Source organism: Parachitinimonas caeni (assembly GCF_030129945.1).
Lineage (GTDB): Bacteria > Pseudomonadota > Gammaproteobacteria > Burkholderiales > Chitinimonadaceae > Parachitinimonas > Parachitinimonas caeni.
In genome coordinates this window covers 14,938-31,373 of the sequence record NZ_JARRAF010000004.1, presented here as the reverse complement: position 1 = coordinate 31,373, position 16,436 = coordinate 14,938, and the positions used below count along the sequence as shown (strand labels likewise).

At 58.9% G+C, this 16,436-nt stretch carries 11 protein-coding genes; 5 read left to right on the top strand and 6 right to left on the bottom strand.

The window, feature by feature from the left end:
• Positions 1 to 214: 214 nt before the first annotated feature.
• The 6 genes from PZA18_RS04370 to PZA18_RS04345 form a co-directional block, all read right to left on the bottom strand.
• A complete protein-coding gene (locus PZA18_RS04370) occupies positions 215 to 2,371 on the bottom strand; it encodes a primosomal protein N' (RefSeq protein WP_284099579.1) in 2,157 nt (718 codons plus the stop codon).
• A 653-nt stretch (positions 2,372 to 3,024) separates the two neighbouring features.
• Complete coding sequence (gene hemE, locus PZA18_RS04365; protein WP_284099578.1) at positions 3,025 to 4,086, bottom strand: uroporphyrinogen decarboxylase; 1,062 nt, start codon at positions 4,084 to 4,086, stop codon at positions 3,025 to 3,027.
• Positions 4,087 to 4,199: 113 nt separating this feature from the next.
• Positions 4,200 to 5,264, bottom strand: coding sequence for a GNAT family N-acetyltransferase (locus tag PZA18_RS04360; RefSeq protein WP_284099577.1), 1,065 nt, complete (start codon positions 5,262 to 5,264; stop codon positions 4,200 to 4,202).
• Positions 5,264 to 6,979, bottom strand: coding sequence for a glutamine--tRNA ligase/YqeY domain fusion protein (locus PZA18_RS04355; protein WP_284099576.1), 1,716 nt, complete (start codon positions 6,977 to 6,979; stop codon positions 5,264 to 5,266). Before PZA18_RS04355 ends, PZA18_RS04360 begins: the two co-directional genes overlap by 1 nt.
• 108 nt (positions 6,980 to 7,087) lie before the next feature.
• Positions 7,088 to 8,089 carry a questin oxidase family protein gene (locus PZA18_RS04350; protein WP_284099575.1) on the bottom strand — a complete coding sequence of 334 codons (1,002 nt, stop codon included), beginning with the start codon at positions 8,087 to 8,089 and terminating at the stop codon, positions 7,088 to 7,090.
• Positions 8,090 to 8,543: 454 nt separating this feature from the next.
• A complete protein-coding gene (locus PZA18_RS04345) occupies positions 8,544 to 8,900 on the bottom strand; it encodes a DMT family protein (protein WP_284099574.1) in 357 nt (118 codons plus the stop codon).
• A 103-nt stretch (positions 8,901 to 9,003) separates the two neighbouring features.
• On the opposite strand from PZA18_RS04345, the gene PZA18_RS04340 reads away from it, so the two are divergent.
• The 5 genes from PZA18_RS04340 to PZA18_RS04320 all read left to right on the top strand — a co-directional run bounded on the left by PZA18_RS04340 (position 9,004) and on the right by PZA18_RS04320 (position 16,435).
• Entirely contained in the window at positions 9,004 to 10,158 is a 1,155-nt protein-coding gene (locus PZA18_RS04340; protein ID WP_284099573.1) for a nuclear transport factor 2 family protein, read from the top strand.
• Positions 10,159 to 10,165: 7 nt separating this feature from the next.
• On the top strand, positions 10,166 to 11,422 hold the full coding sequence (locus PZA18_RS04335) for a L,D-transpeptidase family protein (RefSeq protein WP_284099572.1): 1,257 nt from the start codon (positions 10,166 to 10,168) through the stop codon (positions 11,420 to 11,422).
• A 104-nt stretch (positions 11,423 to 11,526) separates the two neighbouring features.
• Complete coding sequence (locus PZA18_RS04330) at positions 11,527 to 12,786, top strand: glycosyltransferase family 4 protein (RefSeq protein WP_284099571.1); 1,260 nt, start codon at positions 11,527 to 11,529, stop codon at positions 12,784 to 12,786.
• A gap of 87 nt (positions 12,787 to 12,873) precedes the next feature.
• The gene (locus PZA18_RS04325) at positions 12,874 to 13,611 is read left to right on the top strand and encodes a zf-TFIIB domain-containing protein (RefSeq protein WP_284099570.1); all 738 of its coding nucleotides are present in this window, start codon (positions 12,874 to 12,876) and stop codon (positions 13,609 to 13,611) included.
• 661 nt (positions 13,612 to 14,272) lie between these two features.
• On the top strand, positions 14,273 to 16,435 hold the full coding sequence (locus tag PZA18_RS04320) for a type I secretion system permease/ATPase (RefSeq protein WP_284099569.1): 2,163 nt from the start codon (positions 14,273 to 14,275) through the stop codon (positions 16,433 to 16,435).
• The last annotated feature ends 1 nt before the right edge of the window (position 16,436 follow it).

Sequence of the window (16,436 nt, the reverse complement as noted above, 5' to 3'; positions counted from 1 at the left end):
TTTGTGACTTTTCTCTACAAGGCGTCCCTAAGGTAAACGTGACATTTCCTGTCTGTCAATCATTCCGAACAATGAGTTTTGATGCACTGCAATAGTGCAATTTAAATTATTCATTCATTTCAACAAGATAAGCCAATACGCAACGCACACAAGAACCTACACCGCACCAGTTCGGTGCAAAAAAAGGGGTGGGAAAACCCTTATGTTGGACAATCTAAAATTCTTGCGGATCGACATCGAGTGCCCAGCGAAGCTGCCGGGTCTTGATATCACGCAGCGATGTTTGCCAGGTGGTCAACAGGTTTTGCAGTGCCGGCCGCGAGGCGCTCTGAATCAGAATGTGCGCACGCTCCATACCCGCCAAACGGGTGAGGCTAGCCGGTACGGGGTCATAAATCGTCACCCCGGAGACGTCAGGTGCCAACGCCGTAGCTTCCTGTAAAAACTGCATGGCTATTTCGAGCTTGGCTGCCTCGGCACGCAGAACAGCCTGATGCCGAAAAGGCGGAAAACCCGCAACGCGCCGATCGGCCAGCTGAAAATCTGCGAAGGCCGGAAAGTCCTGCGCCACCAGAGCGGCATAGAGTGGGTGTTCCGCAAAATCGGTCTGCACCAGCACATCCCCGCTGATCTGGGCTCGGCCAGCACGACCAGAAACCTGTACAAGTTGAGCATAAAGCCTTTCTGCAGCTCTATAGTCTGCGCTATACAAGCCTGCATCGGCGTTGACAACAACCACCAGGGACAGCCGGGGAAAGTCGTGCCCTTTTGCCAGCATCTGGGTGCCGACCAGAATGTCTACCTTGCCGCCATGTACCGCATCCAGCGCGGATTCGAAGCTGCCTTTCTGGCGAGTGGTATCTCGATCCACCCGCAAAACCCTGGCATGAGGAAAGCGCGAGCTCAGCGCGGCTTCGAGCCGCTGGGTACCGTGTCCCAAGGGGTGCAGATCCGCATTGCCGCAGCCGGGACATGCACGGGGAATCGCGCTATCCGCTCCGCAGTAATGGCAGCGCAGACGCCGTTCGGACAGGTGCACGGTCATCCGGGCCGTGCACTGGGTGCATGCGGCCATCCAACCACACTCCCCGCAAAACAGCACCGGGGAGTAGCCACGTCGGTTGACGAATACCAGCACCTGCTCACGCCGACTTAACCGTTCGGATAATTCGGACCAGACAAAGGGATGCAGCCCATCCTGCAACTCGACATGCTTGGTGGAGATTAGTCGGACATTCGGCGGCTGAGCGCCTGCTACGGCCCGTTGATGAAGATCCAGTCGGCGATAGCGCCCGTTTTGCGCGTTGTACCAACTTTCGAGGCTGGGCGTGGCGGAACCGAGCACAATGGGAACCTGGCGCTGATGAGCCCGCCATACCGCCAGATCCCTGGCTGAATAGCGCAATCCGTCCTGTTGCTTGAAGGAACTGTCATGCTCTTCATCCACCACGATGATGCCGAGCTTGGGCATGGGCGCGAAAACTGACAGCCGGGTACCCAACACGATGGCAGCCTCTCCACGCGCCGCCTGCAGCCAGTTGGCGGCACGCTCGGCATCGGCCACGGAGCTATGCAGATTCACCAGGTTCACGCCGGGAAAGCGACCGGCAAATCGGGACTGTAGCTGGGGGGTAAGGTTGATTTCCGGCACCAGCACCAACGCCTGCCGGCCCTGGCGTAGCACGTTGGCAATGGCCTCCAGATAGACCTCGGTCTTGCCACTGCCTGTAATCCCGAACAACAGAAATGGCTGAAACCCGCGTATTGCGGCAATTTCAGCCACGGCCGCCTGTTGCTCGGCGTTCAAAGGTTTGCCAGCCTCAGCTGAAACCGATACCGGGGCTTCGGTCACTGTTGTCACCCAGCCCGCAGCAAGCCACTCCCGCACGATCTTCCATGCCCCTGGTGAAATCTGCCGGATTTCTGCTTCGCTACGAGGCTCGGTCAATAAGCTGGCCAGCCGATGCTGCAAAATCGCCCTAGCTGGCAGCTGCGCAATCAACGCTTGCACCGACTGCAACTGATATCGCCAGCGCTCTCGCGTCGCAAAGGGCTTGGGATCGCGCAACCGGCCGGGCAAGGCGGTGAATACCACCTGTCCGAGCGGATGCTGATAGTAATTGCTGCAAAAACGAAATAGCTGCAGCAAATCCTCGCCAAGTGGCGGCATGTCAGTCAGCACTGCAGAGAGGGCTTTTATGCGTTCACTGGCGTATTCGGGCTGGCTCGACACTCCCACCACCAGCCCCACCCTGAGCTTGTTGCCAAAGGGCACCAACACCCTACGACCGATATCAGCGTGTGTCAGCTCTGGGGCGTGGTAGTCGAAAGCCTTGGCCAGCGGTACGTCCAGCACAACATTTGCGTACATTCAGACTCACCTGGGTTGGAATTGCTGATTTCTGAGGCACGGCTCCGGTAGCGAAAAACACCAAGCGGCGCCATTGCGAATGCTCGTGCTTTTTATAGCCGCTTGATCACTGTCGCATGCGGGCTATCGGCAGCAAAGCCTTGAGGGAGGCGGGTTTGCATTCTTTCCACAGGTTCTGTGGATAAGCTTGTGAATAAGACTGGGGAAACGCGCTAAACCCAAGATCCATCAAGCAAAGTCCTAGCTTGTTCAAAACTTAGGCGAAAATTAAAATACTTAAAAATCAATGTATTAATCAGCAGCAGATTCTACGTGAATGTGTTTTTCAGGGCTTGACAGGTGCAAATTTTCCAGATTCGAACTGTGTGCATAAGTTAGGCGACACAACCCGCGCAAGGGATTAACAAATGCCCATAAACCAATGTTTCAAAAAGACTTTTTTATTATTCAGCCAAGCTCGAAAAGTAGCCATTCGGCTAATATGGCCCGTTTGGCCGAATTTCAGGGCGGTCATTACACATACCAGCCTTGCTGATCGCAATCCGGCTCTTGGTCGAGAGGTCCGCTCCCCCCTGGCGCTGCCAAACGCCAACAGACCCTGAAAGGAAGCCGATCCCCATCAAGGTCTGTTTTGCGGCATTCTGAATGCAGAATCAGTGATAAGCACGCGACAGCCGATGTACTGCTTCGACCAATGCGCCCACATGCTCAGGCTTGGTGAACTGCGATACGCCGTGCCCAAGATTGAATACGTGCCCGGAACCGGCACCATAGCTTGCCAGCAACTGGGCAACTTCTGCTTCGATGGCTTGGGGTGAGGCAAATAGCGAATTCGGGTCGAGGTTGCCTTGCAGGGCGACCCGACGGCCCACCCGACGCCGGGCATCACCCAGATCAACCGTCCAGTCAAGGCCAAGCCCGTCACAACCGATTGCCGCGATCTCTTCCAACCACAGCCCACCGCCTTTGGTGAAGACGATAACCGGCACTTTGCGGCCATCTTTCTCGCGGGTCAGACCATCTACCACCTGCTTCATGTACTTCAACGAGAAGCGCTGATACTTGCCAGCCGCCAGTGCGCCGCCCCAGGAATCGAAAATCATGACTGCCTGCGCTCCGGCTTCGATCTGGGCATTCAGATAGCTGGTCACCGCCTCGGCATTCACTGCCAGGATGTGATCAAGCAGATCCGGCCGGTCATACAGCATGGTCTTGACCCTGGAGAAGGTATCAGAGCCCCCGCCTTCGATCATGTAACACGCGAGGGTGAACGGGCTGCCCGAAAAGCCAATCAAGGGCACACTGCCATCAAGCGCTTTACGAATCTGGCGTACGGCGTCGATAACATAGCCCAGTCGATCGGTCGGATCGGGGGCGGCCAGGTTACGGATCTCCCACTCCTCACGCAAAGGCCGCTCAAATTTAGGCCCCTCACCTTCTGCAAAATACAGGCCCAAGCCCATCGCATCCGGAATCGTCAGGATGTCCGAAAACAGGATTGCCGCATCAAGCGGGTAACGGGCCAGCGGTTGCAGCGTCACTTCTGTGGCCATATCCGGGCTTTTGCACAGCGTAAGGAAGGAGCCGGCGCGGCGGCGTGTCTCGCAATACTCAGGCAGATAACGCCCCGCCTGACGCATGATCCAGATAGGGGTGTATTCAGTGGGTTCGCGCAACAAGGCACGCAGGAAAGTATCGTTCTTTAAGGTACTCACAGGATTCCTATCACTCAGGACATCTCAGGCTGGCCGGCAGTCAAACCAGCGCGCGACCAACCCGCACATATCATTAAATTGGGCAAACAATGCGAGAAACCGGGGTGCTCGCCTCAATCCAGCCATCCTTCCATCTTGGCGGTCTGAAGACGGGCACGCAGGTATTGCCAGAGTCGCGGTGCCGCATCATTGATCACTTGATTCTTGTTCAGAACCTGCTCCAGCCGCACCTGATGTTCCCGCCAGGTTCGACCTTGCGTTTCGAGGTTCTGCAGAACCGGCAACATCCGGTCGCAGGCATAGGCGAAACGCCCTTCCGGCGTGGCCCGTGTTTCGTATTCCTGCCAGGCTGCCATGAAATCAGCCGCCTGGGCCGGTGGCAACATGCCGAACAGCCGTTGGGCGGCCTGCACTTCCTTGCCGGCCTTGGCTTGTGCCGCGACCTCGTCGTACAGGAAGGTGTCGTCGGCATCGATTTCCACGATGTCGTGCAGCAAGAGCATTTTCACCACACGGGCGATGTCTACTTGCGGCTCGGCATGCTCGGCCAACAGTATCGCCATCAGCGAGACATGCCAGCTATGCTCCGCGCTATTTTCATAGCGCTCCAGTCCAATTGGTCGCGTCTTGCGCAGGATGGCTTTCAGCTTCTCCAACTCCAGCAAGAACTGCAGATGATTCTGCAGGTTCCCGGCGGCCGGCTCTTGATGCGGCACTCCCTCAGATTCCGGCCAACTCAGGTCTGCCAGAACGTCGCCGGCCTCATCACGCTCCCCTGTCGGCACAAAACCCGCTGCCGCGTACAGGCTGGCCGCTGCAAGGTTATCGGGCTTGAAGGGAATGCGAATGGTAGCGGCGCCCAGCGCTCGCATTTCAGCAATAGCCAGCGCCAGTGCCTGACGCCCATAGCCACGCTGCTGATAGCGGGCGTCCACCATGAAGCGAAACAACCAGAACCGTTTGGCGTCGTCCGATTCGATATCCGGGCAGTACATCAAAAATCCCACCAGCACATCGTCGGCATAGATGGCTCGCGGTCGATAGTGCGGCTCAAAACCGGCTTCAGCCAGAGACGCCATATTTGGCGCCACCCAGTCTTGCTGTGCCGGGGCCAGTGTCAGAGCCGCACAGGCACGCCAATTATCCCGATTGACGTCGCGCAGGTTGATAACCGCCATCAGCTCGCCTTCTGCCAGCTGTCTTTGAGCCCCACGGTGCGGTTGAACACCACGCGACTCCCCGGCTGATGTTCGTACCGGTCGGTGACGAAATAGCCGAGGCGCTCGAACTGATAACGGGTTTCCGGCGCCGCATTCGCCACACAGGCTTCTACCCAGCCTTGCACCACACGCAGTGATTCGGGGTTCAGGAACTGCTGGAAGTCCAGGTACTGGCCATCCTCACCCCGTACTGCATCCGGCCGGGGTTCGGTGAACAGGCGGTCATACAGACGAACCTCCGCCTGAATCGCATGGGCTGCGCTCAGCCAATGAATAACGCCCTTGACCTTGCGGCCAACCGGGTTCTTGCCCAGCGTCTCGTGGTCGATGCTGCAACGCAGCTCAATCACCTCGCCGGCAGCATCCTTGATGACGTCATCGCAGCGGATCACATAGGAATACCGCAAGCGGACTTCAGTGCCCGGCGCCAAGCGCTGCCAGCCTTCCGGTGCAAGCTCAGCAAAATCATCGCGCTCGATATAGAGCGTCTGGCTGATCGGTACTTCACGTTCGCCGAACTCCGGGTGATTGGGGTGGAACCCTGCCGCACGGCTCCCGGTCTGTGCCGGGTCGAAATTGGTCAGTGTCACCTTGAGTGGGTTGATCACCGCCATCACGCGCGGTACTTCGCTCTCCAGCACTTCACGCACCGCACCTTCGAGCACGCTGTAATCAATCACATTGGGTTGCTTGGATACCCCGCAGCGCTGTGCAAACAGGCGCAGGCCAGCGGGCGAGTACCCCCGCCGCCGCATGCCCGAGACGGTAGGCATGCGTGGATCATCCCAACCGGTCACCCGGCCATCAATCACCAGCTGATTGAGCTTGCGCTTACTGGTAATCGCATACAGCAATTCCAACCGGCTGAATTCGATCTGCTGCGGATGGCAAGGGATCTCGATATTGTCGAGCACCCAGTCGTAGAGCGGGCGATGGTCTTCGAATTCGAGCGAGCACAAAGAATGCGTGATGCCTTCCAGTGCATCCGAAATACAGTGGGTGTAGTCGTACATCGGGTAGATGCACCAGGTATCACCCGTGCGGATATGGTGCGCCCGGCGGATGCGATAGATCACCGGATCACGCAGGTTCAGGTTGGGCGACCCCATGTCGATCTTCAGGCGCAGCGTCCGGCTGCCATCCTCAAACTCACCGGCACGCATGCGGCGGAACAGATCAAGGTTTTCCTCAACGCTGCGATCACGGAAGGGGCTGTTCTTGCCGGGCTCGGAAAAGCTGCCGCGATACTCACGCATCTGCTCGGCATTCAGCTCGCACACAAAGGCTTTGCCTTGGCTGATCAGCGACTCGGCAAACTGATAGAGCTGCTCAAAGTAGTCGGACGCCCAGCGGACGTTGCCATTCCACTCGAAGTTCAGCCAGTGAATGTCCTCCTGAATCGCGTTGGCGTATTCCTCGGACTCTTTCTCCGGGTTGGTGTCATCAAAACGCAGATTGCACTCGCTGGCATAACCACGCGCCAGATAATCTTCCTTGATGCCGAAGTTGATGCAGATTGCTTTGACGTGACCGATATGCAGATAGCCGTTCGGTTCCGGCGGAAAACGGGTCACGGTCTTGCTGTGCTTGCCGCTGGCCAGATCGTCGTCAATGACGGTGCGGATGAAATTGCTGGGCGCCGGTGCAACCGGCTCGGGAGTCTTATTGCTCATATTGAATGTCAGTCTAAATAAATGAATAGGGATACTGAATTGGGGGGTTGGCCTGAATTCTACCCCAATCAGCAGACTGCCGCCGTGCATGCCCGGTTGAACCGGCCCTCAGGCCGCAACCAGCAAGCCATTCACCCGCGCCGCAATCGCCTGGTGCAGGGGCCAGCCGTAATGTTCGAACTCTCGCCAGCAACAATGCGTTAGCTTGATGACATGCTCGTTGTCCGACTCGCAGGCCTTGGCGCGTAGCTGTGCCCAGTCCGGCAGAGTGGCCGGCAGCTGCGGCGGTACGGGGTCGAAATCTTCATCCACCGCCACAAACGCTGCCGCAAGCGCCAGCCATAGTGCGCCCAGATCGCCATCGCCCAGATGGTTGGTGATCTGCCGGTAAGCATGGCAGGCCGTCACCATATGCAAGGCCGTGAGATTGCGATGCTGCCAATACAGCTGGGCACAAGCCGCCGTCAGATCCGCCAGGGTCAGCCCTTCTGGCATGCAGGCGGCCGCCGCAAAACCCGGCAGATTCACCGCCCACTGGATGCGACCGATGATCCAATCGCTCAGTGGCTGCGATGCAAGTAGCAGCCGCCACTGCCGCAACGCCACCAATCGCTGAACCACGCTGTCAGCCTGAGCTGACAGCCCTGGCGTCCCCAAATCACAGTTTGAGGCCGTCAGGGCCGCTAGCCCATGCGCCACTTGCCCGGGGTGACCCACTTGCAGGGCATGTGCTAGCTGGATCAGGCCATGAAACGCCGCCGCAGCAGGGCCACGCGCCAGCCGGGGCCAATAGGTGCGCGCAACCGCCAGCGCATCACCCTCTTCCACCGCCTTCAGGAAGAAAGCGCGACAAGCTGGCAAGGTATCGGCCTCGCCCAGATGCGCCATGGGGTCGAAGTCCGGCGCCGGTTCAATCGCCGCTACAGGCTGCAGGCGGCTTGCGTAGTGATCGAACCAGACCTGCAGCCTTTGCTCAGAGGCCCCCAGCTCTGCCAGCGCATGCAGCGCCATGGGCAGATGATTGAAATAGCCGCCTTGATACCAGGCGGCCTGCTGCAGGCTGGCATCCAGCAAGGTCATGAGTGATGCGTTGGCGGATGAGTCAGGCATGGTTGATGCTCCATTTAATTTATAAACATTAATGATTACAAATTAAACCAAACGCTCCGGCAAGGCAAATTGGCTTTGTTGACATTTTATTTCCGGATCGCGTTTCGTCGGCTTTGGGCCTGATGCAAGGCAAAAAGCGCGCCGCTTAGTGATAAGCCACGCGATTTCCCGTCTGGGCGCACAGGCTGTAAGGCTTGCATCGCAAGTCAACAGCCTGGCAGTCAACGCGGCGGCAGGCCCAAACCCGGCGAAACCCTCTGTCCCCGCAAGGGGGATGCCGTGGCCGTAAGCCGCTTTGCGGCAACAGCCTCGCAAGGCCGGGGTCGATTTTTGGGGCATGGCGTCGTTAGGGTTCGTTTATTTAGCGCGCTAAACCTCACTTACCCTGCCTCGCCCTGCCCCAAAAACTCGGCCCGGCGCGACCGGAAACAAAACGTCAACAGAGCCACGTCCGTCAGGCGCTACGGAACATGAAATACACCGCCCCGGCCAGACACAAGGCCGCCCACAGGTAATCCCATTTCAATGGCTGGTGCATGTAAAACACCGCAAACGGTATGAACACCGACAGGGAAATGACTTCCTGGATGATCTTTAGCTGTGACAGGCTATACACGTCATAGCCGACCCGATTGGCCGGGACTTGCAGCAGATATTCGGCCAGAGCGATTCCCCAGCTGACCAGCGCCGCCAGATACCACGGCTTGCCGGCCATATTGCGCAGGTGGGCATACCAGGCAAAAGTCATGAAGACATTCGAGCAAATCAGCAAAAAGACCGATAAGAACGCGGGAGGAAACAGTGCAGACATGGGTAAAAGCGCATCAAAACAGGGTTGGTTTGGAAGGCGTTTGCCTTCTTGGTAAAATTTCCGGTTTAGAATTCAGGCTCCAAACCGCGAGAGACTACAACAGATGACCTTACGCCGCCTCGCTTCGCTGCTCGTCGGCGCCGGCCTTGTGCTCGCGCCCCCAGCCTATGCCGATGAAGCAGAAGATATCGGCCGCTTACTGAAGCAGGGCCAGCATAAAGATGCGCTTGAACGCGCCGACAAGTTCCTCGCCAGCAATCCCAAGGATGCGCAGGTACGTTTTCTGAAAGGTCTGATCCTGACCGAGCAGAATCGCGCCAATGAAGCCATCAAGGTATTCACCGCTCTGGCTGAGGACTACCCCGAACTACCCGAGCCCTATAACAATCTGGCTGTGCTGTATGCACAACAGAATCAGCTCGACAAGGCCAAATCGGCCTTGCAACTGGCGATCCAGACCAATCCGGCCTATGCCACCGCCCACGAAAACCTGGGCGACCTCTACGCACGCCTAGCCTCCCAGGCTTACGACCGAGCCTTGTCGCTGGAAAAGGGCAATAGCGGCGCCCAGGCCAAGCTGACGCTGATTCGTGAGCTGTTCAACAAAAACCCACGGGGCAGCAAGTTGCCGCAGCTGGCAACCGCCAGTAGCACGGCCAAGCCCCAGATGCCACCGATAACGCCACCGGCTGTCACACCCGCGCCCGCCAAGCCGGTGCCAACCCCGACACCGGCCCAGACGATTGCCAAGATTGATCCCCCCAAGCCGGTTGAGCCTAAGCCGGTTGTGGACACCAAGCCTGCAGCAGATCCCGGCAAGACCAAGCCGGCTGATGCGAAACCTGTCGATGCCAAGCCGGTCGAAACCAAACCGGCCGAGCCGGCCAAGGTGGCCGACAGCAAGAACGACAAGAAAGCCACCGAAGCCGAAGTGCTGAAGTCGCTCAATGACTGGGCAGATGCCTGGTCGGATCGCAAGGTCAGCGCCTACCTTGGCTTCTATGCCAAGAACTTCAAGCCACCCAAAGGCGAGAGCCGTGGCGAGTGGGAAAAACAGCGGCGCGAACGGATCAGCGCAGCCAAGAGCATCAGCGTCAAGCTCAGCAATTTCAAGGTGGATTTCGACGATGACGACACAGCTACCGTACGGATGGTGCAGGCGTATCGCTCGGACGCCCTGAAGAGTTCGACCGGCAAGACCATTGTGCTGATCAAGACCGGCGGACGCTGGCTGATCAAGGAAGAACGGGTTGGATAGGTCAAATATGGCGCACCACTTCAAGCTCGCCAGTGCTTTGCTGATCGGCGTCTACGTGGCCCCGTCGGCCAACTCGATGAATTGGTCACGCAGCGTACCGCCGCCTCCGGTTACTGCCGCCACCATGGCGCAAGCCAGCGTGGAAGCAGCGCCCGAGCGCATGCTGATCGACACGCTCAATGCGGTACGCAGTAACCGGCTGGACGATGCGCTCCGGCTGGTCGATGCGCTGATCGAAAAAAACCCCAACTACAAGCTTGCCCATCTGATCAAGGGTGACTTGCTGCTGGCGCGTACGCGCCCGCTCACCACGCTTGGCAATGCCGGGGATGCACACGCCGAGAAGCTCAACGATCTGCGAGCAGAAGCGCAGGTGCGGCTCAAGCATTATCTGGCACCGCCCCCCAGCGAGGCCATTCCTGCCAGCCTGGTCAAGCTTTCTCCCCAGCAAGCCTATGCCGTGGTGGTCGATGCCACCAGCTCGCGGCTTTATATGTTCCGCAACGACAATGGGGTGCCCCGCTACCTGCTGGATTTTTACGTCACCATCGGCAAACAGGGCGCTGGCAAAAATCGTGAAGGCGATCAGCGCACACCGGTTGGTGTGTACTTTGTCACCGGCAAGCTGCCGCGAGCCGATCTGGACAAAACCTACGGTGCTCAGGCCGATCTTTACGGTGTTGGCGCCTGGCCGCTGTCCTATCCCAATGAATGGGACAAACGGCAGGGGCGGGACGGCCACGGCATCTGGTTGCATGGTTCGCCTTCCGATACCTATAGCCGCCCGCCGTTGGCCTCGAATGGTTGCGTCGTGCTGACCAACCCGGATATGGCCGCGCTGGGGCGTTATCTGTCGGCCGGCACTCCGGTCGTGATTACTCCCCGTATCGAATGGCTGGCCATGGACGAGTGGCGTAGCCGCGCCGCCAAGGCCCAGGCCCAGCTTGACCACTGGCGCAGTGATTGGGAAAAGCTGGATACCGAACACTATCTGGCACATTACAGCGATGATTTTCGCGCCAATGGCACCGATATCAATACTTGGCGCAAGCAGAAGTCGCAGATCAATGCGAGCAAACAGTGGGCCAAGGTCAAGCTTGAAAATGTCAGCCTGTTCGCCTACCCGGCCGAAACCCCGATGTTGCTGACCTCGTTTGATCAGGACTACCAGAGCAACAATCTCAACAATCGCACCCGCAAGCGGCTTTACTGGAAGCAGGAAGGCCCTGGCTGGAAAATTGTTTACGAGGGCTCACAAGGCTGAAATCAGGTGTATCCGCCATCCGGACGGCCGATGCGCTTTATAAGCCATCGGCCGTCGGCTTATCTATCGTCCTGCTCTACCAAACGAAACGCTGATACTCATTCATGGACATCCTGTTTCTGCACCAGAACTTCCCCGGCCAGTTCCGCCATATTGCCCAAGCCCTGCTAGATCAGCCCGGCAATCGCCTGGTGGCCTTGGCACAACCGCAGGCGCGCAGCATGGAGGGGGTACAGACCATCCGCTACAAGCCCAAGCGCGACGCCCACAAAGCCACCCACCGCTATCTCGTTTCCTTCGAACGCGCCGTGCTGGTGGGGCAGGAAGTAGTGCGCAAGCTGGTTGAACTCAAACAACATGGCTTCAATCCACGATTCATCATTGCCCACCCTGGCTGGGGAGAGTCGCTATACGTCAAAGATGTTTTTCCTGACGCCACGCTGATCCACTTCTGCGAGTTCTACTACCACGCGGACGGCGCCGATGCCGGCTTTGACCCCGCCTCCCCCGTCTCGCTGGATGACCGCGCCCGCATCCGCACCCGCAATGCCCTGCACCTGCTCAACCTTGAACAGTGCGATATCGCCGTGGCTCCCACCCACTGGCAGCAATCACTACACCCGCCGCTTTATCAGCCCAAGATCCGGGTGATCCACGAAGGCGTAGACACCCAGGCCGCCCGCCCCGATCCAGACGTCCGCTTCACCCTGCCCAACGGGCGCGTCCTCAGCCGGTCGGACCAGGTCATCACTTACGTCGCCCGCAACCTCGAACCTTATCGAGGCTTTCCGCAATTCATCCGTGCGATGGGTCGGTTGCTGGCAGAGCGCCCGGAGGTCACCGTACTGATCGTCGGCGGCGATGATGTCAGCTACGGCAGCAAACCTGAAGGTGCCGCCAACTGGCGCGAGAAAATGGCAAGCGAAGTCCCTCTCAATGCCGACCGCGTTCACTTTCTAGGCAAGCTGCCCTATGCCGACTATCTGAAAGTGCTACAGATATCCACCGTTCACACCTACCTTACCTACCCATTTGTGCTGTCCTGGTCGATGCTTGAGGCGCTGGCTTGTGGCTGTGTGCTGGTGGGCTCGGCGACCGCTCCCGTGCAAGAAGTGTTAAGGCATGAGGTCAACGGCTTTCTGGTTGACTTCTTCGACGACGCCGCTCTGTGCCGGCAGATCTCGGTGCTATTGGACGCAGCAGACCTCACGCCGATCCGCCACGCTGCGCGCGCGACCGTCCTTGGCAATTACAGTCAGGCCGATGGCACCCGTGGCTGGTTACAACTGATGGGCCTCAACCCGGCGCCTCCCACCTATTCCATTGGCTCGGGTCTGGTTGCGGGGCCTGCCCAGGTGGCATAAGCGAGGCTGGCTATCCCGGATTTCGGCCCGTGCGAGCGGAAAGGAGCCGTCACCAGCGTCTATAGTTCAATGGGAAAGGAAAGCGCCATGACCATCAACTGCCCACAATGTAGTCAACCCATGCAGGCACGTGAGTACGAGCGCAAGCTTGGCGGTAGCATCGAACTCGACTTCTGCTTCAGCTGCCAGCAAATCTGGTTTGACCCGAACGAAAGTGGCCAGCTGGCGCCTAATGCCGTGCTGACGTTGTTTGAAGAAATCAACCAGCATCAGCAAGAAGGCCAGCCACGCCAGCAAACCGGGGCCTTGCATTGCGTCCGTTGCTATGCCGAGCTGGTCCTGACCAATGATCTGGTCCGCACCAACCGGTTCAGATACCACCGCTGCCCGCAAGGGCACGGCCGATTGATCAACTTCTGGCACTTCCTGCGAGAGAAGCAATTCGTACGCGACCTCACGACACTCGAACGACAGCAGCTGTCGGTCAAGGTCGCACAGGTCAAATGCAATAGCTGCGGCGGCGCTGTGGATATTCGCCAGGAAGACCATTGCAGCTATTGCGGCGCCCCATTAGCGGTGCTTGACCAGAATGCCGTATCCAAAGCCCTGGGCGAATACCGTAGCGACGCCCAACGCTTACAGGCCGGCGCTGCCGTATCCGAGCGGGTTACCGGCACACCGGCCCCCCCATCGTCGCCCCCGGCTGTTGGACAACCGCTCTTCGATGCGCCGGCCAAGAGCCCCGCTGCTGCGTCGAGCTCGGACGGCCTGTTCGACCTGCTGGGAACGGGCATCGCCCTGCTGCTTGATGCAGCTATCGACTGATAGTCATCAAGCTGGCCAGAAGGCCAGTTTGATGACTAGGCTCTGTTGACGTTTTGTTTCCGGTCGCGCCGGGCCGAGTTTTGGGGCAGGGCGAGGCAGGGTGAGTGAGGTTTAGCGAGCTAAATAAACGAACCCTAACGACGCCATGCCCCAAAAATCGACCCGACCCAGAGGGTTTCGCCGGATTTGGGCCTGCTGCCGCGTTAACTGCCAGGCTGTTGGCTTGCGATGCAAGCCTTACAGCCTGTGCGCCCAGACGGGAAATCGCGTGGCTTATCACTAAGCGGCGCGCTTTTCGCCTTGCATCAGGCCCAAAGCCGACGAAACGCGATCCGGAAATAAAATGTCAACAGAGCCTAAGGATTCATCAGCTGATTCGTGTGAATTTCCCGCCAAACCACTCTGGTTTGCCGATTATTCAAATTGTCATGGCGGTATGGCTTAGTTCTTAGAAAGCGCCAGCACGGCCAGAAATCTGGCTTTGGTTGACCCCGCCTCCTGACCAATCAGGGGCATCTGTATTTTCCTGATGGATTTTGCGAGTTTAAAAAATTTTGCATGACATAAATCCGACAATCGCCAGACAGCCCAACCAAACCATTAGATAGCCGCTGGCAGATTCAGCTATAGTTCACCCCTTTTTTTGCCAGACATGCCGCCCATGGACACTCCTAACCCCGACCAGCCCTCAGCCCCGGCGGTGGCCGCTACTCAGGCTCCGCCGCTCGACAGTGGCCTGCTGGGCTTGGTGATCCTGGCCCGCTTTCACGCCATTGCCGCCGAACCCGCCCAGCTTGCCCACGAGTTTGGTGGCGGGGTGGCTTTCAACGAAACCCGCATTCTGCTGGCCGGTCGCAAGCTCGGGCTGAAATGCCGGGCCGTCGATTCATCGATTGAGCGGCTGGCCAAGCTGCCCCTGCCGGCGCTGGTCGAAGACGTCAATGGCGGCTACTTTGTGCTGGCACGGGCCAGCGATGGCAAGGTGCTGATTCAAGACCCCCGCGTCGGTCGTCCGGAAACGCTGGACCTCGACCAGCTGCGTAGCCGCTGGAGTGGCCGCGCCATCCTCTTCACCTCGCGCGCCTCGCTGGCGGGTGAACTGGCCCGCTTCGACTTCAGCTGGTTCATCCCCGCCGTTGTCAAATACCGCAAGCTGCTGAGTGAAGTGCTGATCGTGTCGCTGGTATTGCAGGTCATTGCCCTGCTGACGCCACTGTTCTTTCAGGTTGTGACCGATAAGGTACTGGTGCATCGCGGCCTGTCGACGCTGGATGTGCTGGCCGGCGGCCTGCTGGTGGTCTCGGTGTTTGAAGTGGTGCTTACCGGCCTGCGCGGCTGGCTGTTCTCGCACACCACCAACCGCATCGACGTTGAACTGGGGGCCCGGCTGTTCCGCCATCTGCTCAACCTGCCTCTGGCCTATTTTCAGGCCCGACGGGTCGGCGATTCGGTGGCGCGGGTGCGTGAACTGGAAAACATCCGCCAGTTCCTCACCGGCAACGCCATCACCCTGGTGATGGATCTGTTGTTCTCAGTGATCTTCCTCGCCGTCATGGCTTACTACAGCGGCTGGCTGACGTTGATCGTGCTACTGAGCCTGCCCTGCTATATCGCGCTATCGCTACTGGTCACGCCGGTGCTGCGTGCCCGGCTGGATACCAAGTTTGCCCGTGGTGCCGAGAACCAAGCCTTTCTGGTGGAAGCCGTCAACGGCATCGAAACCATCAAATCGATGGCGGTCGAGCCGCGGGTGATCGAACGCTGGGACCGCCAACTGGCCGCCTATGTCTCGGCCAGCTTCCGGGTCGGCCATCTGGGCAACCTCGCCAGCCAGTCGGTCTCGCTGATCGGCAAAGTCGTCACCGTGCTCACCATGTGGCTGGGTGCCCGTCTCGTCATCGACGGCCAACTGTCAGTCGGCCAGTTGATTGCCTTCAATATGCTGGCAGGTCGCGTCTCCGGCCCCATCATGCGACTGGCCCAGCTATGGCAGGACTTCCAGCAGGTTGGCATCTCCATGCAACGATTGGGTGACATCCTCAACACCCGCACCGAGGTCGCCCCGGTCAGCCGGGCCGCCCTGCCTGCCATCGAAGGCAGCATCGAATTCGACCAGGTACGCTTCCGCTACAAACCCGATGCCCCCGAAGTCGTGCGCGGCGTCTCGCTCAAGATCGCCCCCGGCCAGATCATCGGTATCGTCGGTCGCTCTGGCTCGGGCAAGAGCACGTTGACCAAACTGGTGCAACGGCTGTTCGTGCCGGAAACCGGCCGGGTACTGATCGACGGGGTTGATCTGGCCTTGGCCGATCCGGTCTGGCTGCGGCGGCAGATCGGGGTGGTACTGCAGGAAAACCTGCTGTTCAACCGCAGCATCCGCGACAACATTGCCCTGGCCGACCCCGGCATGCCGATGCCGGCCATCATCGAAGCCGCCAAGCTGGCGGGCGCGCACGAGTTCATCACCGAATTGCCGGAAGCCTACGACACCATTGTCGGCGAACATGGCACCGGGCTATCAGGCGGTCAGCGCCAGCGCATTGCCATTGCCCGCGCCCTGGCCACCAATCCACGCATCCTGATCTTCGATGAAGCCACCAGTGCGCTGGATTACGAGTCGGAACGGGTGATCCGCGACAATATGCAGGCCATCTGCCAGGGTCGCACCGTGATCGTCATTGCCCACCGCCTGTCTGCGGTGCGCCACGCCGATCGCATCATTGCCATGGACCGGGGCCAGATTGTCGAGGAAGGAACCCACGACAGCCTGCTGGCCAGGGCCGATGGCTATTACGCCTACCTTTACAGCTTGCAACAGGGGTGAT